Genomic DNA, 24,096 nt, shown 5'->3' with positions numbered 1-24,096 from the left:
GAATGTTCTAGACAGGGGGAGATGGGGGTGGATAGGGTTAGGGGCATGGTGGCTGAGTAATGGCCAGGTGGTCGTCTAACCCTCGCCTAATCCTGCTGGCTTGCGACATACGGTGCGGGATACAAGCAGGCTGCAGCAGGCAAAGCGGCGTTATACGACAGATAAACGCGACATTGGTATGTCGCATAATTAATAGTTAGGTGCCACATGGATCGTCGCCACATCCCACTCTTTCTTATGTTCTTCGCATGCAGCGCCAACGCTGAGGTATCTGACAAAATCGCGCCCGTATCAAATATGTGGACTGTGGCGCTACTTTCCGGGCTAGTGGCAAGTGCTCTAACACTTTGGAAAAAGTGGTTTCTACTCTTGGGCGTGGCATTTTCAGCACTTCATTTAAGCGCAACAATTGATTTAGCATCGGATCAAAGTCTTGCCAAAGCAATCATCGCAGAGCTAGGCAGCCTATATATTCCACAAAGCTATATCACCTCACTAATTCCGTTGCTCATGGTTGTTGCGTCTTACCTGTACGTTCGAAAGAAGAACCGTAGTGCAGCACCTAATTAGTGGTTCAAACCGTTCGCTTCGCTCACTGGGACGGGCTAAAGCCCGCCCCTTAACCAAACGTTATATTTATTTATCTCCACAAAACTTATAGGAGAGACATGTGAATAAAAAAGACAGCCATGATTCATTATTAGTGATGCTAAAAAAGAATATTGCACTATGGGGTGTTGTCGCTTTTTTAGCACTGGTTGTGGCGCCAATTGGATTCAATATTGCAGAACCATACCTGAAAATATCCATCACAATAGGTACAGCTCTTTTCGTGGCGTTAACTGTCTCATACTTTACAAACAAAAAGACCGCCGCCACTACAAACTATGAAGTCACCGAATTAATTAACAATAAATTTCCAAAATTCCTTCAGATAGAACAAATTGGCCTAGAAAAAATAATCTATGAAAATAACATGGAGGCAGTTGGCGTGGATTTATCTGAGCCAGCGGAACTATTCATAGCGATGAACGACGGGAAGAATTTCTTTACAAATAACTCAAGAAAGCTTTCTGAAAGATTTAAAAAAGAAAACCGGAAAACCACTATTATTTTGATGTCGCCTGAATCCGAATCCGAGGAAATACTAAATACTAGGAATGGAAAGCAAGAAAAAGGATATTACGCAAATAAAATAAAAGATGCGACTAAAGATTTTAAAGAGTTCCACAAAGACTCCCCAGAAACAAACTTACTAGAGATTCGATATTTTAGTTTCAATGTTTCCATGTCCGTTGTTGCAACGGAGGATATTGCCATTGTAGGTCTATATAGAAACTCGGCTGGCAAATCGCTAACCCCCCCAAGCTTTGTTTTTAAGAATAATGGCGATACTGGTGAGTATTCGAATATTCTCAAGGATGTTAAAAACCTAGTTAAAGCATCAGAAGTCCATTGGGCGTCTTCTGATATTTAGCATTCTGATGATTAGATTGCAATATAACAATCGGTTCAAACCGTTCGCTTCGCTCACTGGGACGGGCTAAAGCCCCCTTAACCAAACGTTAGAGTTACAAGGAGGCTTATGTGCCACCCATAGGAAAAATCCTATCATTCGATACTTTTCCATTTCTATGCCGGCTAGTGGCCTGTGCACTTCTTGCAATGGCGCTCACAAATATAGGGTTTCCTCCTACAGAGAACATAGGAACCACTGCATTAACCCTTCTGATTTTCTCAATATTTTTCCTGTTACTCCCAATCGCCAAGAAAATTTCAATTGGAAAACTAATTTCATTTGAAAGGGAAGTTGAGAAAATTGCTGGCGAGGTAAAAGAATTTAAATCTGAAACCAGAGAGTTTCTTGGTGTTTATAGCAGCATGCTAAACACCATTTCAAATACGGTACAGCAAACGGTAAACGTACATTACCCGAACCCAGAAGAAGCACGCCAAGCCAAAGAAGATCTAGAAGCGGCAATCGAAACACCTGATGAACCAGGAGCGATAGAAGACGATGTTTCGGCATTTATTGCTCAAGCAGGTGGCGATTACAACTTCGCATTGGCCAAGCTAAGAATGGAGCTAGAGCAGAATCTCCGGAATATTCTTGGAAAAAGAACCATCACGCCAGACCCAACAAAAATGGTGGAGAAATTTCTATCTGCAAGGCAGCTATTTAGGGAGCTAACCATTAGCCACCAAAAGTACATGCATATGCGCAGTTCGTTTGATTACATTCTGAAAATTTGCAACGCTGCAATTCATGGACAACAGGTTTCAGAACCTCACGCACACGAAGCAATTTACATGGGGCTTCAAATTATTGATGAGCTAAAAAAGGACGCTAAGTTATAACTCTAACATTGCGTTCAAATCGCTCACTATGTACGCGGGGACGAGCTAAAGCCCCCTAGCTTAATCATTAGCCAACAAGGAAAGTCATGTCACATATTCAAGTGAAAGTTCAGCAGCGCTTTGACGAACTCTTAGCAATAGGAGCCCGCATTCCGCTCCTTGGCCGTGAATCACACAGTGCAGATACACAAGCTTTCTACACTTGGGCTGCAAGCGTGCTTAGTTTATTTCACGGCGTGTTTGGCACAAATAATCCGCACTACACGCGGTTCAACAATGAAATGTCAGCCATTCAAAATAATTACATCCCGGAACGAGCACTTCAAGCATGCCGTGGAATTTTTATGGGTGCAAAGAGCGACGTCGAGGGCGGCTACATATTCAACATTGAAAAGAGCGTAACCGGAGAATTATTTGGTGACTTAGTGGCACTAGCCAAAGCCTCTCTAGCTGAAGGACATCATACAGTTGCAACAGTTCTGGCATCAGCAGCATTAGAAGACGCATTAAAGAGGTTTGCAATAGCAAACAGCCTAGATGTTGAAGGTAATACTATGGATCAAGTTGTAAATTCACTTAAATCGCAAGGCCTAATTTCCGGCCCACAAAAAGCACTTTTAGCGGCAATGCCAAAAATTCGTAACCAAGCTATGCACGCGAACTGGGACAAACTGACACCGCAAGATGCTGGCAGCATGGTTGGCTTTGTAGAACACTTCCTGCTTTCCAACTTCACCTAAATTGTCGGCTAACTATGCGCTGAAATCGCTCACTCCGCTCGCCGGGATGGTCTGAAGCCACCCCCTAGCTTAATCGTTAGAGATCACAAAATGTCCCTTGCCAAAACATCATTCGAGTATGGAATAAGAGACGCGGAAGAGCTCCTTGCTCATTTCGACTCAATTAATACTAATCCTCCTCCAGCAAACGCTGAGGTGCTCAAACGAGCCGGTTTGGTTATGGCACTAACAGCATGGGAAACATACGTGGAAGATCGAGTGACCGAAGGTGTGCAAAAGCGCCTTGCTGCGGTCTCCGGTAGCTATGTCGGAAATTTCATCATTAAAAAGTTACAACTTGAACTAAAGCAATTTCATAATCCGACATCTGACAAAACAAAGAAAATATTTACAGACTATCTGGATCTTGATGTTACTCAAGGCTGGAACTGGGCAAACCATGACCCAGAAAGAGCAAGAACATCACTTAATCAATGGATTTCAAAACGCGGCGACGCTGTGCATCGGTCCAAGCCAATAAACAATGGCGCACCTACGGCACACCTTATTAAGCGCGATGAGCTGGAAAAGGTAATTCGTTTTATCAAAGATCTAGTAAAAGCCACTGACGCTTACTTGGAGTGCAATATCTAAGAGCAATAGGAAACAGACCACAATTTAAGCCCCCGGCTGATCACTCAAACGAGTCACTAGCCTCGTCCTTAACACCTAAATCGAGCTAAAAATGAACCGCCGCAAGAAAATCAAACAGCTGCTCGAAGCACACGCCAAAAAAGCCAATGCCAAATTGGCACCCAAGAAAAAATCCACCTATATCAGCAAAGCCGACCGTTTAAAGCTGGCCGCTGAAGCCAGCCAAGATTCAATCGTTACTCCCGAGCCAACGGAATCGGATTTAATCGCTGAAACCAAAGACGCGCCCCAACCATAAATTCAATACGCCGTGATGGACTACAAGGAAGAAAGCCCAGATGCCAGGCCAATACCCAAACAGAATCAAACAGCTGCCCTTATTCGATGGCCGCTTTGACGCCTATAAGCTTGAGGCAAAAGACAGCACCGTTCTGTTTGCCTCCTACCCTGCCGGCACCTCCATCCCGCCGCATACCCATGACACCGATAACCATGGCGTGATTACGCGCGGCGAATTGATCCTGACGATGAATAACCAGACGATCCGGGTTGGCGTCGGCGAGTGGTATCACGTACCTGCAAACGTTGAGCACTCCGCTGTATTTGAGGTCGAGACCGATGAGGTTGAATTCTGGTTTGTATAAGGCATAACAACCCCGGAATAACCCTGCCGCCTTTTGTGTAGATCAGCATGCAAGCAACGTTTCGCACCGATGTACTGCAAAACCGCAATAACGCACAGATCATCGAGCGCTGGGATGCGCTGAACCTCACGGATGGCTGGCTAGTCGCCGGCTGCCTGTTTCAGACGGTGTGGAATGTGCTTTCTGCACAGCCGCCGGAGAGCAAGATCAAGGATTACGACTTCTTCTACTTCGACCCTACTGACCTGAGCGAAGCGGCTGAAAGCGCCGTGCAGCGCCATGTAGAAACCGTACTGGCAGACCTGGGCATAACCGTGGAAGTCGCCAACCAGGCGCGGGTGCACCTTTGGTATGAAGCGCATTTTGGCCATCCCTATGCAGCGCTGAGCAGCGCCAGGGAAGGCATCGACCGCTTTCTGATACCGGGAACATGCGTTGGCATTAACCCCGATAAGGTCTACGCACCAAACGGCCTTGAGCTTTTGTATAAGGGAACCCTGACGCCAAACCCGCTGACACCGCATACAAGCCTTTTTGCCCAAAAGGCCGCGTCCTATCAGCAGCGCTGGCCTTGGCTCACCATCAGCGCTACTGAGCCGCCACTTCACGAGTTCAAAAGATGAACGGAACATTTCGCACGGACGCCATCGCAACGGCGATAGCTATTGCAGCAGTTACAGCGCTCACCCTGATCAAGGGCGACGTGCTTTTTATGGGGCTTTGGTATTACACCTTGGTACTCCTTGGCACCTTCGCCCTGGCACGGCTGGTTAAGCCAAAACCGTTATTTATCACGGGCGGCATTGCTGCAGCCTGCCTCTCATTCGGCGTGTACATCTACGCCAACTGGACACCTGCGCCCACCCACGACCTGCTTGGCCTCGGCCATTTATGCTCATTACCCGGAGCGGCTATCGGACTACTTATCGGCGCAGTGATCAGCCGGCGTACACAACAGAGCAGTACCGCCGCTTTTGTCACTGGCATAAGCGGTTTCGGCTTGGGCTTTGCGGTTAATCAGGCAGTGCTCTGCTCGACCGTTATGTCCTGTCGTTCATTGCTGCCGTTTTTATAACTCGCGCCCACCGCCACTGAAGAATGGGCCAGCCAAGGGCTGGCCAGAGTGTCATAGCAGACCCACAGCCGCTGTTCTAGCGCACTTTTCTGCAGAGTTAATCCACATGCGCCTCACTCTTTATCTCTTGTTGTTTATCGCGCCGGCATCACTGGCCAATGAGTGCGTGGTGCTATTGCATGGCATGGGCCGAACCAGCTACTCGATGAATGCAATCGAAGACTCGTTAGCCAAAGAGCACTACACCGTTATCAACAACAGCTACCCGTCCACTGAACAAAACATTCAGCAGCTGGCATCAGTAGTCGGGGATGGCATTGCCGAGTGTAAAAAAGCCGGCGCGCAGAGCATCCACTTTGTTACCCACTCGTTGGGCGGCATCTTGGTCAGGCAGTATTTTCAGAACAACGTTGTTGCCGAAGCCAAGCGGGTGGTCATGCTCGGCCCGCCCAACCACGGCAGTGAGGTAACGACGAACAAGAAAGACCAGTGGTGGTACAAATTGGCCACCGGGCCAGCCGGACAGCAGCTCAGCACGGAAAGCGACAGCACGCCCAACCAGCTTAAATCGATCCCTCTGGAGATCGGCATAGTTGCCGGCACGGAAAGTCTGGACCCATGGTTTGCTGGAGATTTGCCCAAGCCAAACGATGGCAAGGTTTCGGTGGAGAGCGCCAAGCTCGCTGAGATGAAGGACTTTATTACTGTTCCGCACAGCCATACGTTTATGGTGAGTGCCGATATTGTGACCAGTCAGATCAAGCAGTTTCTGCAGCATGGTCATTTCAGCCATGAGCCCTAACCCGTTGTTGGCAGCGCGAATAATCAAATATGGCCACAACCCGCCAACCAGATAGATCCAAGCCAGCCCACAGCGCTATCTGGGCCAGACGCATTTATACGCTGGCGCTGCTGTGCCTACTCGGCCTGCTACTGCCGCTGCTCTCGCACCTTCTCGCTGGCGTAGCAGGCACGCTGGTCTGGCTGATCGATCTGGCCAGCCATTGGCAGTGGCTGTTCTTTCTCGGGCTTGTTGTGTTTGCCGGGTTGGCTTGTTGCCGTGATAAGCGCTGGGTCGTTTTGTTGTTAGCGCTGCCATTGCCCTGGCTGACGGCATCCGCGCCGGCACCGACTGGCGAGCCGCAGGCCCAGGTGTTGGCCGTAGCCAGTGCCAACGTCCATCTAGATAGCCGCAACACGCAAGGGTTAGCCACCTGGTTGGAGCAGGAAAAACCGGATGTGCTGGTGCTGTTGGAGGTTTCCCCCGCCTATGCGCAAGGCTTGCGCACGCTACGCAATTACCCCTTTCAACACATAGTTGCCCAGGACAGCCCCTTTGGCATCGCCGTGCTGTCACGCCATCCACTGCTGCAGATCGAGGTAATCGAGGATGCGCAGGGGATTGCCCATATCGAGGCGCAGTTGCAATGGCACGGCCAGCCGATCGGAATTATCGCCCTGCACCCGATGCCGCCGCTTTCGCCGCAGTATCACAGCATGCGTAACGCCAAGTTGGCGGCCCTGGCCCAGCAAGCTGCAGCCAACGGCATACCGACGGTTTTAGCCGGCGACCTGAATGCCACCCCCTGGTCGTCGGCCTTTAGCGGGCTGGCGCAATTGGGTTTACGCCGCGCCAGCGGCTTGGCCGCGACCTGGCCGGCCGTCTTGCAGGGCGTGCTCGGCTTGCCTATCGACCATGTGCTGGTCACGCCGCATTGGGCGGTGGTGGCGCGCCAGGTAGGCCCACAGTTGGGCTCGGATCATTTGCCGGTGCTGGTTCGCCTGGTGCCCGCGCTAGAGAAATAAAGGCGACAGGTTTACCTTGCCTAACAGCCTGCACCCGCACAGCAAGCCATTCCAACATTGAGGGACCACCATGATCACCTGCCATATCCGCTATGTGCTCGACCCGCGCAAACTCAAGGAATTCGAGCATTACGGCAAGCTGTGGATTGCCCTGGTGGAGAAGTTTGGCGGTACGCATCACGGTTACTTTCTGCCCTCGGAAGGTGCCAACAATATCGGCCTGGCGATGTTCAGCTTCCCCAGCCTGGCGGAGTACGAGCAGTACCGGCTGAAATCCTTTGCCGACGCCGAGTGCCTGGCGGCCTTTAAATATGCGGAAGAGACCCAGTGTGTGCTCAGCTACGAGCGCACCTTCTTCCGCCCGGTATTCGATGCCTGACTGAACCTTAGTTGCCGAGTTAAACGCATGTCCCAGCTAGCCCACTTCCAGTTGATGGCCCGCTATAACGCGTGGATGAATGACAAGCTCTACGCGGCTGCCGGCCAGCTCTCGCCGCAAGCGCTGACTGAGGATCGCGGGGCGTTTTTCCCGTCCATCCTCGCCACGCTCAACCATATTGCGGTGGGCGATATCATCTGGCTCAAGCGCTTTGCCGAGCACCCGGCCTGCACAGAGCTGCGCGCGGCGATCAGTGATTTACAGCGGCCGACGGCGCTGGATCAGCTGCTGTTCGATACCTTCGCGCCGTTGCAAGCTTTGCGCAGCCGGCTGGATGGGCATATCAGCAACTGGGTCGCAGCGCTGAGTGAAGCGGATCTGGAATATGTGCTGGCCTACGGCAATATGAAGGGCGTACCAGCGCAGCGCCCCTATGCCAGCCTGATGCTGCATTTCTTCAATCATCAGACCCACCATCGCGGCCAGGCCAGCACCTTGCTGCACCAGGCCGGTCAGGATATCGGCGTGACCGATTTACTGGCGCTGATTGCCGACGTTGAGCCTCGCTAATGCGCTCTGCAATCCGCCAGAACCAAGACAACCGATGAAGCCACTCGCCCTGCTGCTGGTTTATCTCCCGCGCACCGCCTTTCGCCGGGCGGCGCAGACGCAGCTGAGTGCGTGTTTGCCTGCGGCCACGGCGGCAGCGGTATGGGCCAGAACCCTGGAAGTACAAGGTGAATTGCAACGCACGCGGGTAAGCCATTCGCCGGGGGTGAATCTGCTGCTGCGTTATATGCAGTGGGATTACGCGCTTTACCGCGCCTTGCAGGAGCACGGCATTGGCCAGCAGCAGGCCGGCGAGTGGATCGAGCAGATCAACTGGCAGATCTTCGCCCCGGCCAGCGCCCTGGCCTTCAAGCTGTCGCGCCTGCGCAGCAGCCGCTTGCAGGCGCGCATTCAGTGGCTGCTCGATGCGCTGTTCAACCTGGTGTTTACCCGCCCTTTCCAACGCAGCAATCTACCCGAGGTCGCTGGAGTGGCCTTTGATGTGCAGGTGTGCCCGCTGGCCAGTTACCTGCGCAAGCAGGGTGCGCCGGAGCTGACCCACTTTGCCGCATGCAGCCTGGATTACCGTCTGGCTACGGACTGGGGCGTGACGCTGCAGCGCAGACAAACCCTCGCCGGCGGCGCGGCGTATTGTGATTTTCGCTTTAGCGTACCGCCCACCGAGCTGATTGCCCGTGAAGGCGCGAGCAACAGCGCTGCCGATAGCGCGCCTAACGAGTCGCGAACGGCTTTGCGCCGGGGCATATCCCTGACCGACAGGTCATCCCTGGAACGTCATGTTTGATTGATCGCTCAACAATAACCGGCCTAGACTGCGCGCATTCCGGGGACGCCCCCATCGACGGAGAAGCAGATGCCCAAGGTCGGAATGCAACCGATCCGCCGCTCGCAATTGATTGCGGCCACCCTCGAAGCGGTTGATCAGGTCGGCATGAGCGATGCCAGCATCGCCTATATTGCGCGGATCGCAGGGGTCTCCAACGGCATCATCAGCCACTATTTCCGCGACAAGAACGGTCTGCTCGACGCCACCATGCGCCACCTGATGCAGGCGCTCAGTGATGCCGTGCGCGCACGCCGCGCCAGCCTGCCGCCAGACCAGCCGCGCGAACACCTGCGAGCGATGATTGAAGGCAACTTCGATGACAGCCAGGTCAACGGCCCGGCGATGAAAACCTGGCTGGCGTTCTGGGCCACCAGCATGCACCAGCCGGCGCTGCGGCGTTTGCAGCGGGTCAACGATCACCGTCTGTATTCCAACCTGTGCGGGCAATTCCGTCGGGTGTTGCCGCAGGAGCAGGCACGCAGCGCAGCCCGTGGCCTGGCGGCCTTGATCGATGGTTTGTGGCTGCGCGGGGCGCTGTCCGGCGAAGGCTTCGACACCCGCCAGGCAATTGCAATTGCATACGAATACCTTGATCTGCAATTGGCCAAGGCGCAGTAAACCTCGCACACCTTCCGCCGAGGCGTTAGCTGAGTGGACTGCCGTAGGAATGCTCAGCTTTTGTAGGAGCGGGCTTGCCCGCGATTCGCGGTAACTCGAATAACATCGCGGCCAATGACTAGCTGTCCCCACCGCTCCTACATACCCCGCTGACCCCGCCAGCACGGCTGGCGAGCACTTGACTGGCGCAAAACCTCAAACAACCCGAATACCAACGTCTACACGCCCTGCGTGTCGTGTTTGACTGCGCCCTGTCGTTTTTATTGATTGATCGTTCAATTAAGATAATTTAGCCTTGCGTCTATATTGCCTAGACCAATGACCTGCGCCAGGCGGCTCGCATCGCCCACCGCACACGAGGAACGCGCCATGCCCCGCTTCGACGAACAGCAGCTCTTTATTGGCGGCCGTTATGTAACGGCCAGCAGCGGCGAAACCTTCAACAGCATCAACCCGGCCACCGGCGAAGTGCTGGCCAGCGTGCAGCGCGCCAGCAAGGCGGACGTGGAACTGGCCGTGGCCAGCGCCACCGAAGGCCAGAAGGTGTGGGCAGCGATGACCGCCATGCAGCGTTCGCGCATCCTGCGCAAAGCCGTGGATATCCTGCGCGAGCGCAACGATGAACTGGCCGAGCTGGAAACCCTCGACACCGGCAAACCTTTGAGCGAAACCCGCTACGTCGATATCGTCACCGGCGCCGACGTGCTGGAGTACTACGCCGGCCTGATCCCGGCCATCGAAGGCGAGCAGATCCCGCTGCGCGACACCAGTTTCGTCTACACCCGCCGCGAGCCGCTGGGCGTGGTCGCCGGCATCGGCGCGTGGAACTACCCGATCCAGATCGCCCTGTGGAAATCCGCCCCGGCCCTGGCTGCCGGCAACGCGATGATCTTCAAACCAAGCGAAGTCACCTCGCTCAGTGCATTGAAACTGGCGGAAATCTACACTGCTGCCGGCGTGCCGGATGGCGTGTTCAACGTGCTCACCGGCAGCGGCCGTGAAGTGGGCCAGTGGCTGACCGAGCATCCGGGCATCGAGAAGATTTCCTTTACCGGCGGCACCGTGACCGGCAAGAAGGTCATGGCCAGCGCCTCCAGCTCGTCGCTCAAGGAAGTGACCATGGAGCTGGGTGGCAAATCGCCACTGATCATTTTCGAAGACGCCGACCTCGACCGCGCTGCCGACATCGCGGTGATGGCCAACTTCTACAGCTCCGGCCAGGTCTGCACCAACGGCACCCGCGTGTTTGTACCGCGCATGCTGCAGGCCCGCTTCGAGGCCAAGGTGCTGGAGCGGGTCAAGCGCATCCGCCTCGGCGATCCGCTGAATGACGCCACCAACTTCGGTCCACTGGTCAGCGCGGCACATATGGAAAGTGTGCTCGGCTATATCGAAAAAGGCCGCAGCGAAGGCGCACGCCTGCTGATCGGCGGCAATCGCGTGACCGAAGGCGAGTACGCCAAGGGCGCCTATGTCGCGCCGACGGTATTCACCGACTGCAACGACGGCATGACCATCGTCCGCGAGGAAATCTTCGGCCCGGTGATGAGCATCCTGGTGTACGACAGCGAAGAAGAAGTAATCCGCCGCGCCAACGCCACCGAGTACGGCCTGGCCGCTGGCGTGGTAACCCGCGACCTGAACCGCGCACACCGGGTGATCCACAAGCTGGAAGCCGGCATCTGCTGGATCAACACCTGGGGCGAGTCGCCAGCAGAAATGCCAGTTGGCGGTTACAAACAGTCCGGCGTCGGCCGCGAAAACGGCCTGACCACCCTGGCGCACTACACGCGGATCAAATCGGTACAGGTTGAGCTGGGCGGTTACACCTCGGTGTTTTGAATATCACGCCCGTGGGAGGGGCTTTAGCCGCGAAAAGTATCGCGGCTAAAGCCCCTCCCACAAAAATCGCCGCCCCGTAGCCCGGATGCAATCCGGGAACAGTCACCGCGTTTTCCCCGGAGTGCATCCGGGCTACAGGAGCTTTTATGCCCCAGGAATTCGACTACATCATCATCGGCGCCGGCTCGGCCGGTAACGTGCTGGCCACCCGCCTGACCGAGGACGCCGACGTCAGCGTGCTGCTGCTGGAAGCCGGCGGCCCGGACTACCGCCTGGATTTCCGCACCCAGATGCCCGCCGCCCTGGCCTTCCCGCTGCAAGGCCGGCGCTACAACTGGGCCTACCTGACCGACCCCGAGCCGCATATGAACAACCGCCGCATGGAATGCGGGCGCGGCAAGGGCCTGGGCGGCTCTTCCCTGATCAACGGCATGTGCTACATCCGTGGCAACGCCATGGATTACGACGGCTGGGCCGAGGAAAAAGGTCTGGAAGACTGGAGCTACCTGGATTGCCTGCCGTATTTCCGCAAGGCGGAAACCCGCGACATCGGCGCCAATGCCTACCACGGCGGCGAGGGTCCAGTGAGCGTGACTACGCCGAAAAACGGCAATAACCCGCTGTTCCACGCCATGATCGAAGCCGGCGTGCAGGCCGGTTACCCGCGCACCGATGACCTAAACGGCTACCAGCAGGAAGGCTTCGGCCCGATGGACCGTACCGTTACGCCCAAGGGCCGGCGTTCCAGCACCGCGCGCGGCTATCTCGATCAGGCCCGCGAACGGCCAAATCTGACCATCGTTACTCATGCCCTGACCGACCGCATTCTGTTCAGCGGCAAACGCGCCAGCGGCGTGGCCTATCTGCAGGGCGATAACGACACGCCGATCACCGTCAACGCGCGCCGTGAAGTGCTGCTGTGCAGCGGCGCGATTGCTTCGCCGCAAGTGCTGCAACGCTCCGGCGTCGGCCCGGCGGCGCTGCTGCGTGAGCTGGATATCCCCCTGGTGCACGACCTGCCCGGCGTCGGCCAGAACCTGCAGGACCACCTGGAGGTGTACCTGCAATACGCCTGCAAGCAGCCGGTGTCGTTGTACCCGGCGCTGCAATGGTGGAACCAGCCAATGATCGGCGCCAACTGGCTGTTCCTCGGCAAGGGCATCGGCGCCAGCAACCAGTTCGAGGCCGGTGGTTTTATCCGCTCCAGCGCGGACTTTGCCTGGCCGAATATCCAATACCACTTCCTGCCGGTGGCGATTAATTACAACGGCAGCAACGCGGTGAAGGAGCACGGTTTCCAGGCACATATGGGCTCCATGCGCTCGCCGAGCCGTGGACGCATTCAGATCAAGTCCAAGGACCCACGCCAGCACCCGAGCATCCTGTTCAATTACATGGCCCACGAGCAGGACTGGCGCGAGTTCCGCGACGGCATCCGCATCACCCGCGAAATCATGGCGCAGGCCGCGCTGGACCCTTATCGCGGACGTGAGATCAGCCCCGGCGCCGAGCTGCAGACCGACGCCGAACTGGACGCCTTTATCCGCGAACATGCGGAAACGGCCTACCATCCGTCGTGTTCCTGCAAGATGGGCGAAGACGAGATGGCAGTGGTCGATGGTCAGGGCCGGGTGCATGGCGTGCAGGGCCTGCGCGTGGTGGATGCGTCGATCATGCCGCTGATCGTCACCGGTAATCTGAATGCGCCGACCATCATGATGGCCGAGAAGATTGCCGACAAAATCCGTGGCCGCGCCCCGCTGCCACGCAGCACTGCGCCGTATTTCGTCGCAGGCAACGCGGCAGTACGCGGCACGGCGCAGCGTTCCGCGTAACGCTACAGCGCCACACCCAGACGCCGCAGCGGTTTCGCCTCTGCGGCGTTTCTTTATATGAGGCCCAGCGCGGCGTGATCTGCTACCCATAGCGGCGGCCTTTAGCCCGGAGAAACCACGCGCTGCTTGAAGCTGCGGGCGAAGGGCGTCGATAATGCGCAGTTTTCAACCAGCGCCTTTGTGCGCCGCCGCCCCCACGGCCGACCGAGCAGACCATGAAAGACAGCATTCGCCACCTGATCCAGCAAGCCCTGACCCGCCTCACTGCCGACGGCGTGCTGCCGGAAGGCCTGAGCCCGGCCATTCAGGTGGAGAACACCAAGGACAAGACCCACGGCGACTTCGCCAGCAATATCGCCATGATGCTGGCCAAGCCGGCCGGCATGAAGCCGCGCGACCTGGCCGAGAAGCTGATTGCCGCGCTGCCGAGCGATGCGGCGATCAGCAAGGTCGAGATCGCTGGCCCGGGTTTCCTCAATTTCTACCAGAACACCCAGGCCCTGGCCGCGCGCCTGGATGCCCTGCTGGCTGACGCCAAGCTCGGCGTGCGCAAGGCTGGCCCAGCGCAGCGCGTGGTGGTCGACCTGTCGGCGCCCAACCTGGCCAAAGAGATGCACGTTGGCCACCTGCGCTCGACCATCATCGGTGACGGCGTGGCGCGGGTGCTGGAGTTCCTCGGTGACGAGGTGATCCGGCAGAACCACGTCGGCGACTGGGGCACCCAGTTCGGCATGCTGCTGGCTTATATGCAGGAAAACCCGGCGGCCGCCGAAAGCGAGCTGGCTGACCTGGAAGGCTTCTACCGCGCGGCGAAGAAGCGCTTCGACGAATCCCCTGAGTTCGCCGAGCGTGCCCGCGAGCTGGTAGTGCAGCTGCAGGCCGGCGACGCCGAGTGCCTGCGCCTGTGGCACCGCTTCAACGATATTTCCCTGAGCCACTGCCAGGCGCTGTATGACCGCCTCGGCGTGAAGCTCTCCATGGCCGACGTGAAAGGTGAAAGCGCCTACAACGACGACCTGGCCAACGTGGTCGCTGACCTCAAGGCCAAGGGCCTGCTCAGCGGAAGCGACGGCGCCCAGTGCGTGTTTATGGACGAGTTCAAGAACGCCGAAGGCAACCCGCTGCCGCTGATCGTGCAGAAGGCCGGCGGCGGTTACCTGTACGCCACCACCGACCTGGCTGCCACCCGCTACCGTGCCAACGTGTTGAAAGCAGACCGCGCGCTGTACTTCGTCGACCAGCGCCAGGCCCTGCACTTCCAGATGGTCTTCACCGCCGCGCGCCTGGCTGGCTTCGTCCCGGCCAGCATGCAGCTGGAGCATATGGGTTTCGGCACCATGAACGGCGCCGATGGCCGCCCATTCAAGACCCGCGATGGTGGCACGGTAAAACTGGTCGACCTGCTCGATGAAGCCGAAGAGCGCGCCTACGCCCTGGTCAAAGGCAAAAACCCTGAACTGGACGAAGCCGAACTGCGCCAGATCGCTCGCGCGGTGGGCATCAGCGCAGTGAAATACGCCGACCTGTCCAAGCATCGCAGCAGCGACTACCGCTTCAACTTCGAGCTGATGCTGAGCTTCGAGGGCAACACCGCGCCGTATCTGCTGTACGCCTACACCCGCGTGGCCAGCGTATTCCGCAAACTGGGCAAGGGCTTCGATGAGATCGAAGGCAGCCTCAACCTGCAGGCCGCCCACGAAATCGAACTGGGTGGCAAGCTCGCACAGTTCAATGAGGTGCTCGCCAGCGTTGCCGACAAGGGCGAGCCGCACCTGCTCTGCGCTTACCTGTACGACCTGGCCGGACTATTCTCCAGCTTCTACGAGAACTGCCCGATCCTCTCCACCGAGGACGAGGCTGTACGCAACAGCCGCCTGCGCCTGGCCGCCCTGACCGCGCGCACGCTCAAGCAAGGCCTGGAACTGCTCGGCCTGGAAACCCTGGAGCGCATGTAAGTGGCAGCGAAGAAGAAGCCCGCCGCCAAACGCGGCGCCAGCCGTTACCAGGCGCCCGCGAAAAAACCGGTACCGGGCTGGTTCTGGCTGGTCTGCGGTCTGGTGATCGGCGGCTTTATGGTGTTTCTGTTCAGCCTTGAACCGGGCCGCGACGAGATCAAGCGCAGCAAGGTCGAACAGGCCCGCGCCACTCAGGCCAGCAAAGCTGCAGCCGCCAAGCCCGCGACCAGCGAGCCGGCCAAGCCCAAGTACGACTTCTACACCTTGCTGCCGGAATCGGAAGTGATCCTGCCGCCGCAAAGCATCGAGCCCGTTGTACCGCCGGAGCAAAAACCGGTCAGCCCGGAAGAAGCCGCGAAGATCGACGCCGCCCGTGCCGAAGCCGCGCTCAACGGCCAGGTGCCGCCACCGCCGCCAGTAGTGGCCAAGGGCCCGGTCAGCTCGCAGTTCTTCCTTCAGGCCGGCTCGTTCCGCCGCAAGGACGATGCCGACAGCCTGCGCGCGCAAATCATTCTGCTCGGGCAAAACGTGCAGGTGGAATCCGGCACGGTACGCGAGGAAACCTGGCACCGCGTGCTGGTCGGCCCCTTCGCCACCCGCGAACAGCTCGGCCAGGCGCAGAAATCCCTGTCCGCCAGTGGCTTCAGCAATCTGTTGTTACAGCAGCGCCAGGCGCAATAAACCGCGCGATTTCAGGCCCTGCGGCGTGCCCTGACGACTATTTGTCGGACAGCATGCGCTACAGGGCTTGAAGCGGGCGGCCGTTGCCCCCACTTCATTCGGCATTGGGCACTTTCGCCCCGCTGCGTGGAGACTCTCCCCTTGACCACCATCGTTTCAGTGCGCCGCAACGGCAAAGTCGTCATGGGCGGCGACGGCCAGGTGTCCCTCGGCAATACCGTGATGAAAGGCAACGCGAAAAAAGTTCGCCGCCTTTACCACGGCCAGGTGTTGGCCGGCTTCGCCGGCGCTACCGCCGACGCCTTTACCCTGTTTGAACGCTTTGAAGGCCAGCTGGAAAAACACCAGGGCCATCTGGTGCGCGCCGCCGTCGAGCTGGCCAAAGACTGGCGCACCGACCGTTCGCTGAGCCGCCTGGAAGCCATGCTGGCCGTGGCCAACAAGGACGCCTCGCTGATCATCACCGGCAACGGTGATGTGGTTGAGCCCGAGCACGGCCTGATCGCCATGGGTTCTGGCGGCGGCTTCGCCCAGGCAGCGGCCATGGCCCTGCTGCAAAAAACCGATTTGAGTGCCCGTGAAATCACCGAAACCGCGCTGAACATTGCCGGCTCCATTTGTGTCTTCACTAACCAAACCTTGACTATCGAAGAAGAAGACTGCGCCGAGTAAGCGCGCCTTCTTCTGGAGTAACCCGCATGTCCATGACGCCCCGCGAGATCGTTCACGAACTCAACCGCCATATCATCGGCCAGGACGACGCCAAGCGCGCCGTGGCCATTGCCCTGCGCAACCGCTGGCGGCGCATGCAGCTGCCGGTAGAGCTGCGCGCTGAAGTGACGCCCAAGAACATCCTGATGATCGGCCCGACTGGTGTCGGCAAAACTGAGATCGCCCGCCGCCTGGCCAAGCTGGCCAATGCACCGTTTATCAAGGTGGAAGCAACCAAGTTCACCGAAGTCGGTTATGTCGGCCGCGATGTCGAGTCGATCATCCGTGACCTCGCCGATGCGGCAATCAAGATGCTGCGCGAGCAGGAGATGGTCAAAGTCCGTCACCGCGCCGAAGATGCCGCCGAAGAGCGCATCCTCGATGCCCTGCTGCCACCGGCCCGCACCGGTTTCAGCGAAGAAGCCGCCCCGGCCAGTGATTCCAACACCCGCCAGCTGTTCCGCAAACGCCTGCGCGAGGGTCAGCTGGATGACAAGGACATCGAGATCGAAGTGGCCGATGCGCCAGCCGGCATCGAAATCATGACCCCACCGGGCATGGAAGAGATGACCAACCAGCTGCAAAGCCTGTTTTCCAATATGGGCAAGGGCAAGAAGAAGAGCCGCAAGCTCAAGGTCAAGGAAGCCCTGAAGATGGTGCGCGATGAAGAAGCCGCGCGCCTGGTCAACGAGGAAGAACTCAAGGCCCAGGCCCTGGAAGCCGTGGAACAGAACGGCATCGTGTTTATCGACGAGATCGACAAGGTGGCCAAACGCGGCAACACCGGCGGCGCCGACGTGTCCCGCGAAGGTGTGCAGCGCGACCTGCTGCCGCTGATCGAAGGCTGCACGGTAAACACCAAGCTGGGCATGGTGAAAACCGACCATATCCTGTTTATCGCCTCCGGCGCGTTCCACCTGAGCAAGCCGAGCGACCTGGTGCCCGAGCTGCAAGGCCGCCTGCCGATTCGTGTCGAGCTGAAAGCCCTGACCCCGCAGGATTTCGAGCGCATCCTCACCGAGCCGCACGCCTCGCTCACCGAGCAATACGCCGCACTGCTGAACACCGAAGGCCTGGGCATCCAGTTCGTCGCCGAAGGCATCAAGCGCATCGCCGAGATTGCCTATCAGGTCAACGAAAAGACCGAGAACATCGGCGCGCGCCGCCTGCACACCCTGCTCGAACGCCTGCTGGAGGAAGTCTCTTTCAGCGCTGGCGACCTGGCTGGCCAGCAGAACGGCACGCCGATCGTGATCGACGCCGCTTACGTCAACAGCCACCTCGGCGAGTTGGCGCAGGACGAAGACCTGTCGCGCTATATTCTGTAACGCGCCCCGCCCTGGCCCGGATGCTCTCCGGGCCAGGGCGCCATTCAGGAAGCGAGCATGCGCATCCCAACCGCAATAAAACTGCACAAAGCCTCGAAAACCCTGGAGCTGCACTACGGGCCGGACGAGCACTACACCCTGCCCGCCGAGTTTCTGCGCGTGCATTCGCCGTCGGCAGAAGTGCAGGGTCATGGCAAACCCATCCTGCAAACCGGCAAGCTGCATGTCGGCCTGAGCAAGATCGAGCCCGCCGGCAACTACGCCCTCAAACTGACCTTCGATGACGGCCACGACAGCGGCCTGTTCACCTGGGATTATCTGGAACAGCTGTCTCTGCGTCAGACGGAACTGTGGAGCGATTACCTCGCCACCCTCGCCGCCGCCGGCAAGTCCCGTGACCCCAGCGAAAGCGTGGTCAAATTAATGCTGTGAACGGCCGAAGCGACATGCCGTCAGTAATTGGCTCAGGCGCTTCAGTGATTTCCTCAGGTCAACCCTGCCGAGCGGCAATCTGCCGCAGCGCAGCAGCCCGTCTAGCCCGTTGATCCTGGCTGGTTAGAGCGCATTTTCTAATCCTTACCTGCATACTCATCGCACATTCGGCCTGGATCGCGGCCGGCTTGCACAAATTCTCAAACTCGGGTAACCAAGTAGTTGGAAGTTTCTCGCGCCAGGCAGCCCCTGCGACGAGGACGATTGCGGAGCGATCCGCCCTTGGTAATCCGGGCAATACCTGGCCCTTAGCCCTGTGTCGCCGTGCACAGCAGTACGCCGGTATTTCGTCTCAGGACAATGGAGCGTTGTAGATGACAGATAAGAATAATGATGACCTGAAACACCAGGCCTCCGAGAACACGCTGGGCCTTAACCCGGTGATCGGCATCCGCGGTAAAGACCTACTTAGCTCCGCCCGAGTCGTACTCAAGCAAGCCCTCAAGCAACCCCTGCACAGTGCCAAACACCTTGCCCACTTCAGCATGGAGCTGAAGAACGTGATGCTCGGCCAATCCGACCTCACCCCCGCCGATGGCGACCGGCGCTTTGCCGATCCCGCCTGGAGCCAGAATCCGCTGTACCGCCGCTACCTGCAAACCTACCTGGCCTGGCGCAAGGAGCTGCATGACTGGGTCGAACACAGCAACCTGTCCGAACAGGATGCCAGCCGTGGCCACTTCGTGATCAACCTGATGACCGAAGCCATGGCCCCCAGCAACAGCATGGCCAACCCGGCCGCGGTTAAACGCTTCTTTGAAACCGGCGGCAAGAGCTTGCTCGACGGTCTGTCGCACCTGGCCCAGGACATCGTCAACAACGGTGGCATGCCCAGCCAGGTCAACATGAACGCCTTCGAGGTCGGCAAAAGCCTGGCCACCACCGATGGCGCAGTGATTTTCCGCAACGACCTGCTCGAGCTGATCCAGTACAAGCCAATCACCGAGCAGGTACACGAGCGCCCACTGCTGGTGGTGCCGCCACAGATCAACAAGTTCTACGTCTTCGACCTGTCGCCGGAAAAAAGTGTGGCGCGCTTCCTGCTGCGCAACGGCATTCAGACCTTCGTGGTGAGCTGGCGCAACCCGACCAAGGCACACCGCGAGTGGGGCCTGTCGACCTATATCGAAGCGCTGAAAGAAGCCATCGACGTGGTCACCGCCGTCACCGGCAGCAAAGACATCAACATGCTCGGCGCCTGCTCCGGCGGCCTGACCACCACCTCGCTGTTGGGCCATTACGCCGCGCTGGGTGAGAAGAAGGTGCATGCCCTGACCCTGCTGGTCAGCGTGCTGGATAACCGTCTGGAAACCGATGTGGCGCTGTTCGCCGACGAAAAAAGCCTGGAGCTGGCCAAGCGCCGTTCCTATCAGGCCGGTGTGCTGGAAGGCAGCGACATGGCCAAGGTGTTCGCCTGGATGCGCCCCAACGACCTGATCTGGAACTACTGGGTCAACAACTACCTGCTCGGCAACGAGCCGCCAGTGTTCGACATCCTTTACTGGAACAACGACACCACGCGCCTACCGGCTGCCCTGCATGGCGAGTTTATCGAGATGTTCCAGTCCAACCCGCTGATCCGCGCGGGCGCACTGGAAGTCTGCGGCACGCCAATCGACCTCAAGCAGGTCACCAGCGACCTCTACTGCGTGGCCGGCACCACCGACCACATTACGCCGTGGGAGTCGTGCTACAAGTCGGCCAATCTGTTCGGTGGCAATGTCGAGTTCGTCCTGTCCAACAGCGGGCATATTCAGAGCATTCTCAACCCGCCGGGCAACCCGAAAGCACGCTACATGACCAACACCCAGATGCACGCGGACCCGAAAACCTGGCAAGCCAGCTCGACCAAGCACGCCGATTCCTGGTGGCTGCATTGGCAGGTCTGGCTGGGCGAGCGCTCCGGCGCGCAGAAAAAGGCACCGAGCCAACTGGGCAACAAGAAACATCCGGCCGGCGAAGCAGCCCCCGGTACTTACGTTCACGAACGTTGATCACCTGCGCACTGCGCACACTGCCCGCGGCACTGGAGGTGTCGCTCGCCCACCCGCTCATTGGCGCGGGTGAGGCGAACCAGGCTTAGCCCTGGTGTTTCTGGAAAAGACCCGGAGGGTCTGATCCAGCGTTTTAATTGATAGGGCTTTTGCGCATGTCGCTACCTTTCGTATTCCGTACCATCGAACTGGACGGCCAGACCATCCGCACCGCGGTTCGCCCCGGCAACGGCAAGATGACCCCGCTGCTGATTTTCAACGGCATCGGGGCCAACCTGGAGCTGGTCATGCCGTTCGTGCGCGCCCTGGACCCCGGCCTGGAGGTCATTGCCTTCGACGTGCCAGGCGTTGGTGGTTCCTCCACGCCCAGCACGCCGTATCGCTTTCCTGGCTTGGCCAAACTCGCCGCACGCATGCTCGATTACCTCGACTACGGTCAGGTCAATGCAATTGGCGTGTCCTGGGGCGGCGCCCTGGCGCAGCAATTCGCCCACGACTACCCGGAGCGTTGTAAGAAACTGATCCTCGCGGCCACTTCAGCCGGCGCGGTGATGGTGCCTGGTAAACCCAAGGTGCTCTGGTGCATGGCCAGCCCGCGGCGTTATGTGCAACCGTCCTACGGCGTGCAGATTGCTCCAGAAATCTACGGCGGCGCATTCCGCCGCGACCCGAAACTGGCGCTGGCACATGCCAGTAAAGTCCGTTCGGGCGGCAAAATGGGCTACTACTGGCAGCTGTTTGCCGGCCTTGGCTGGACCAGCATCCACTGGCTGCACAAGATCCGCCAACCGACGCTGGTGATGGCCGGCGACGACGATCCGCTGATCCCGCTGGTGAATATGCGCCTGCTGGCCTGGCGTATCCCCAACTCCGAGCTGCACGTGATCGACGACGGCCACCTGTTCCTGGTAACCCGCGCCGAAGCCGTCGCGCCGATCATCATGAAATTCCTCGAGGAAGAGCGTCAGCGCGCGATCATGCACCCGCAACCCGCGCCAGCCCGCACGCTCGGCTAAGCGCACTCAAGCTGGGCGAGCACGTCAACAGCACGCACCGGGGCCGTGCCGAAGCACAGCGCTTGACCCACTTTCGGGCACGTTGTATTACCTGAGAATTAGCGCGCGGCAGTCTGGAACGCCCATGTGCGCGCATTGGTATAAGCCTTGCTGCTTATCAAGTCTCATGGTTTGACGACGGAGTGTTGCCCAATGCGAGACCAACCTGCCAAACGTGCCCTGCCCGTACGCAGCAGCGCGATGAACGCGCAAAACGCAGTGGTCGGTCTGCGCGGCCGCGACCTGCTGTCCACCCTGCGCGGCCTGGCGCTGCAAGGAATCAAACAACCCATCCACAGCGCCCGCCATGTCGCCGCACTGGGCGGCCAACTCGGTCGCGTGCTGCTGGGTGACAAGCCGTTCAAGGTCAACCCGCAGGACCCGCGCTTCGCCGACCCGACCTGGCGTGATAACCCGATCTACAGCCGCAGCCTACAAGCCTACCTGGCCTGCCAGAAGCAGTTGAACAGTTGGATCGACGAAAGCAACCTGGACGCTGACGACCGTGCCCGTGCGCGCTTTGTCGCCACCCTGCTCGGCGACGCCCTGGCTCCCAGCAACACCCTGCTCAACCCGCAAGTCATCAAAGAGCTGTTCAACAGTGGTGGCAGCAGCCTGTTCAAAGGTGTGACGCATCTGTTCGATGACCTGGTGAACAACGACGGTATGCCCAGCCAGGTCAGCAAACACGCTTTCGAAGTCGGCCGTAACCTGGCCACCACCAGCGGCGCCGTGGTGTTTCGCAGTGAACTGCTGGAACTGATCCAGTACAAGCCGATGAGCGAAAAGCAGTACGCCAAGCCGCTGCTGATCGTTCCGCCGCAAATCAACAAGTTCTATATCTTCGACCTCTCCAGCGAGAAGAGCTTCGTCCAGTACGCACTGAAGAATGGCCTGCAGACCTTCGTGGTCAGCTGGCGCAACCCTGACCCGCGACACCGCGAGTGGGGGCTTTCTAGCTACGTGGAAGCGCTGGAAGTCGCCATCGACGCCTGCCGCGAAATCACCGGCAGCAAGGACGTTAACCTGCTCGGCGCCTGCGCCGGCGGCCTGACCATCGCCGCGCTGCAAGGCCACCTACAAGCCAAGCGTCAGCTACGCAAAGTAGCCAGCGCCACCTATATGGTCAGCCTGCTGGACAGCCAGATCGACAGCCCGGCTATGCTGTTTGCCGACGAGCTAACCCTCGAAGCCGCCAAACGCCGCTCCTACCAGCAGGGCGTGCTAGACGGTCGCGACATGGCACGGGTGTTCGCCTGGATGCGCCCCAACGACCTGATCTGGAACTACTGGATCAACAACTACCTGCTCGGCAAGCAGCCGCCGGCCTTCGACATTCTTTACTGGAATAACGACAACACCCGTTTGCCCGCTGCTCTGCACGGCGACCTGATCGACTTCTTCAAGCACAACCCGCTGACTCACCCGCGCGGCCTGGAAGTTTGCGGCACCCCGGTCGATCTGCAGAAGGTCACGGTCGACAGCTTCAGCGTCGCCGGGATCAACGACCACATCACCCCCTGGGATGCGGTGTACCGCTCGACCCTGCTGCTGGGCGGTGACCGGCGCTTTATCCTGTCCAACAGCGGGCATATCCAGAGCATTCTCAACCCGCCAGGCAATCCGAAGTCCAATTACCTGGAGAACCCCAAGCTCACTGGCGACCCGCGCGCTTGGTACCACGATGCAGAGCACGTTCAGGGCAGCTGGTGGCCAGTATGGCTGAACTGGATGCAGGAGCGCTCTGGCGAGCAAAAGGACACTCTGATGGCCCTGGGCAACCAGAACTACCCGGCCATGGAAGCCGCACCCGGCACCTATGTGCATGTGCGCTAAAACACCCAGCCACGCATGATCAGACTGGCCGCAAGCCATTGCGGCCAGGTATCGTCAGCCTTCCCGCGGCCAGAATAAGAAGACCGGATGAAAACCCGCGACAGAATCCTCGAATGTGCCCTGCTGCTGTTCAATCAGAAGGGCGAACCGAATGTCTCCACCTTGGAAATCGCCAACGAACTGGGCATCAGCCCGGGCAATCTGTACTACCACTTTCACGGCAAAGAACCGCTGATCCTCGGCCTGTTCGAGCGCTTTCAGGCGGAACTCGCGCCGCTGCTCTCACCGCCCGAAGACGCACAGCTGGACGTGGAAGACTACTGGCTGTTTCTGCACCTGATTGTAGAACGCCTGGCGCACTACCGCTTCCTCTTCCAGGACCTGTCCAACCTGACCAGCCGCTTGCCAAAACTGGAACGTGGCATGCGTCACTGGCTCAACAACCTGAAACGCGCGCTGGCCGAACTGCTCGCCCAACTGCAACTTGATGGCCAGCTGCAAAGCGATACCCAGTCACTGGGCCAATTGGTCGAGCAGATCACCCTGACCCTGCTGTTTTCCCTGGATTACCAACGCATCATCGGCCGCGAAGGTGAAAGTCGCCTGGTGGTGTATCAGGTGATGATGCTGGTGGCTCCACACCTGGCAGAAGAGTCGCGCTACGCCGCCGAACACCTGGCGCAGCGCTACCTGGAAGATTAACGCGAATGGATAAACG

26 protein-coding genes are annotated in these 24,096 nt (G+C 58.4%); all 26 read left to right on the top strand.

The window, feature by feature from the left end:
* Positions 1-207: 207 nt before the first annotated feature.
* The 26 genes from RHP75_RS02190 (at position 208) to RHP75_RS02065 (ending at position 24,080) form a co-directional block, all read left to right on the top strand.
* On the top strand, positions 208-570 hold the full coding sequence (locus RHP75_RS02190; RefSeq protein ID WP_311090271.1) for a hypothetical protein: 363 nt from the start codon (positions 208-210) through the stop codon (positions 568-570).
* Between the two features lie 100 nt (positions 571-670).
* Positions 671-1,477 (top strand): hypothetical protein, encoded by an 807-nt coding sequence (locus RHP75_RS02185; protein WP_311090270.1) that lies wholly within the window; start codon positions 671-673, stop codon positions 1,475-1,477.
* 110 nt (positions 1,478-1,587) lie between these two features.
* Positions 1,588-2,358 carry a hypothetical protein gene (locus RHP75_RS02180; protein WP_311090269.1) on the top strand — a complete coding sequence of 257 codons (771 nt, stop codon included), beginning with the start codon at positions 1,588-1,590 and terminating at the stop codon, positions 2,356-2,358.
* A gap of 86 nt (positions 2,359-2,444) precedes the next feature.
* Positions 2,445-3,098: a DUF4145 domain-containing protein gene (locus RHP75_RS02175; RefSeq protein WP_311090268.1), complete on the top strand. Its 654-nt coding sequence runs from the start codon at positions 2,445-2,447 to the stop codon at positions 3,096-3,098.
* Positions 3,099-3,188: 90 nt separating this feature from the next.
* Entirely contained in the window at positions 3,189-3,731 is a 543-nt protein-coding gene (locus tag RHP75_RS02170) for a HEPN domain-containing protein (protein ID WP_311090267.1), read from the top strand.
* 91 nt (positions 3,732-3,822) lie between these two features.
* Positions 3,823-4,029, top strand: a complete 207-nt coding sequence (locus RHP75_RS02165) for a DUF2986 domain-containing protein (RefSeq protein WP_311090266.1) — start codon at positions 3,823-3,825, stop codon at positions 4,027-4,029.
* A 40-nt stretch (positions 4,030-4,069) separates the two neighbouring features.
* A complete protein-coding gene (locus RHP75_RS02160; protein ID WP_311090265.1) occupies positions 4,070-4,375 on the top strand; it encodes a cupin domain-containing protein in 306 nt (101 codons plus the stop codon).
* 47 nt (positions 4,376-4,422) lie between these two features.
* Positions 4,423-4,998 carry a nucleotidyltransferase family protein gene (locus tag RHP75_RS02155; RefSeq protein ID WP_311090264.1) on the top strand — a complete coding sequence of 192 codons (576 nt, stop codon included), beginning with the start codon at positions 4,423-4,425 and terminating at the stop codon, positions 4,996-4,998.
* On the top strand, positions 4,995-5,450 hold the full coding sequence (locus tag RHP75_RS02150) for a hypothetical protein (RefSeq protein ID WP_311090262.1): 456 nt from the start codon (positions 4,995-4,997) through the stop codon (positions 5,448-5,450). The genes RHP75_RS02155 and RHP75_RS02150 overlap by 4 nt, the downstream gene beginning before the upstream one ends.
* 106 nt (positions 5,451-5,556) lie before the next feature.
* A complete protein-coding gene (locus RHP75_RS02145; protein WP_311090261.1) occupies positions 5,557-6,252 on the top strand; it encodes a hypothetical protein in 696 nt (231 codons plus the stop codon).
* Between the two features lie 29 nt (positions 6,253-6,281).
* A complete protein-coding gene (locus tag RHP75_RS02140; protein ID WP_311090260.1) occupies positions 6,282-7,256 on the top strand; it encodes an endonuclease/exonuclease/phosphatase family protein in 975 nt (324 codons plus the stop codon).
* A 70-nt stretch (positions 7,257-7,326) separates the two neighbouring features.
* Positions 7,327-7,635 (top strand): NIPSNAP family protein, encoded by a 309-nt coding sequence (locus RHP75_RS02135; RefSeq protein ID WP_311090259.1) that lies wholly within the window; start codon positions 7,327-7,329, stop codon positions 7,633-7,635.
* A 27-nt stretch (positions 7,636-7,662) separates the two neighbouring features.
* Positions 7,663-8,205, top strand: a complete 543-nt coding sequence (locus tag RHP75_RS02130) for a DinB family protein (RefSeq protein ID WP_311090257.1) — start codon at positions 7,663-7,665, stop codon at positions 8,203-8,205.
* Positions 8,206-8,239: 34 nt separating this feature from the next.
* Entirely contained in the window at positions 8,240-8,989 is a 750-nt protein-coding gene (locus tag RHP75_RS02125; protein WP_311090255.1) for an L-2-amino-thiazoline-4-carboxylic acid hydrolase, read from the top strand.
* A 69-nt stretch (positions 8,990-9,058) separates the two neighbouring features.
* The gene (betI, locus tag RHP75_RS02120; protein WP_160089646.1) at positions 9,059-9,649 is read left to right on the top strand and encodes a transcriptional regulator BetI; all 591 of its coding nucleotides are present in this window, start codon (positions 9,059-9,061) and stop codon (positions 9,647-9,649) included.
* Positions 9,650-10,018: 369 nt separating this feature from the next.
* A complete protein-coding gene (gene betB, locus RHP75_RS02115; RefSeq protein WP_311090254.1) occupies positions 10,019-11,491 on the top strand; it encodes a betaine-aldehyde dehydrogenase in 1,473 nt (490 codons plus the stop codon).
* Between the two features lie 146 nt (positions 11,492-11,637).
* Positions 11,638-13,326: a choline dehydrogenase gene (gene betA, locus RHP75_RS02110; RefSeq protein ID WP_311090252.1), complete on the top strand. Its 1,689-nt coding sequence runs from the start codon at positions 11,638-11,640 to the stop codon at positions 13,324-13,326.
* 215 nt (positions 13,327-13,541) lie between these two features.
* Positions 13,542-15,281 carry an arginine--tRNA ligase gene (argS, locus tag RHP75_RS02105; RefSeq protein ID WP_311090251.1) on the top strand — a complete coding sequence of 580 codons (1,740 nt, stop codon included), beginning with the start codon at positions 13,542-13,544 and terminating at the stop codon, positions 15,279-15,281.
* Entirely contained in the window at positions 15,282-15,962 is a 681-nt protein-coding gene (locus RHP75_RS02100) for an SPOR domain-containing protein (protein WP_311090248.1), read from the top strand. It abuts the gene before it with no gap.
* Positions 15,963-16,103: 141 nt separating this feature from the next.
* Positions 16,104-16,634 carry an ATP-dependent protease subunit HslV gene (gene hslV / locus RHP75_RS02095; RefSeq protein WP_090254921.1) on the top strand — a complete coding sequence of 177 codons (531 nt, stop codon included), beginning with the start codon at positions 16,104-16,106 and terminating at the stop codon, positions 16,632-16,634.
* 26 nt (positions 16,635-16,660) lie between these two features.
* A complete protein-coding gene (gene hslU, locus RHP75_RS02090; RefSeq protein ID WP_311090247.1) occupies positions 16,661-18,001 on the top strand; it encodes an HslU--HslV peptidase ATPase subunit in 1,341 nt (446 codons plus the stop codon).
* A 57-nt stretch (positions 18,002-18,058) separates the two neighbouring features.
* Positions 18,059-18,433 carry a DUF971 domain-containing protein gene (locus RHP75_RS02085; protein ID WP_311090246.1) on the top strand — a complete coding sequence of 125 codons (375 nt, stop codon included), beginning with the start codon at positions 18,059-18,061 and terminating at the stop codon, positions 18,431-18,433.
* 374 nt (positions 18,434-18,807) lie between these two features.
* On the top strand, positions 18,808-20,487 hold the full coding sequence (gene phaC, locus RHP75_RS02080; protein ID WP_311090245.1) for a class II poly(R)-hydroxyalkanoic acid synthase: 1,680 nt from the start codon (positions 18,808-18,810) through the stop codon (positions 20,485-20,487).
* Positions 20,488-20,642: 155 nt separating this feature from the next.
* A complete protein-coding gene (gene phaZ / locus RHP75_RS02075; protein WP_311090244.1) occupies positions 20,643-21,503 on the top strand; it encodes a poly(3-hydroxyalkanoate) depolymerase in 861 nt (286 codons plus the stop codon).
* A gap of 192 nt (positions 21,504-21,695) precedes the next feature.
* Positions 21,696-23,378, top strand: a complete 1,683-nt coding sequence (gene phaC, locus RHP75_RS02070) for a class II poly(R)-hydroxyalkanoic acid synthase (protein ID WP_311090243.1) — start codon at positions 21,696-21,698, stop codon at positions 23,376-23,378.
* Between the two features lie 87 nt (positions 23,379-23,465).
* Complete coding sequence (locus tag RHP75_RS02065) at positions 23,466-24,080, top strand: TetR/AcrR family transcriptional regulator (RefSeq protein ID WP_311090242.1); 615 nt, start codon at positions 23,466-23,468, stop codon at positions 24,078-24,080.
* Positions 24,081-24,096 lie beyond the last annotated feature (16 nt).

Origin of the sequence: Pseudomonas sp. SG20056 (assembly GCF_031764535.1) — a bacterium.
GTDB lineage: Bacteria > Pseudomonadota > Gammaproteobacteria > Pseudomonadales > Pseudomonadaceae > Aquipseudomonas.
This window is presented reverse-complemented; position numbering and strand designations above follow the sequence as displayed.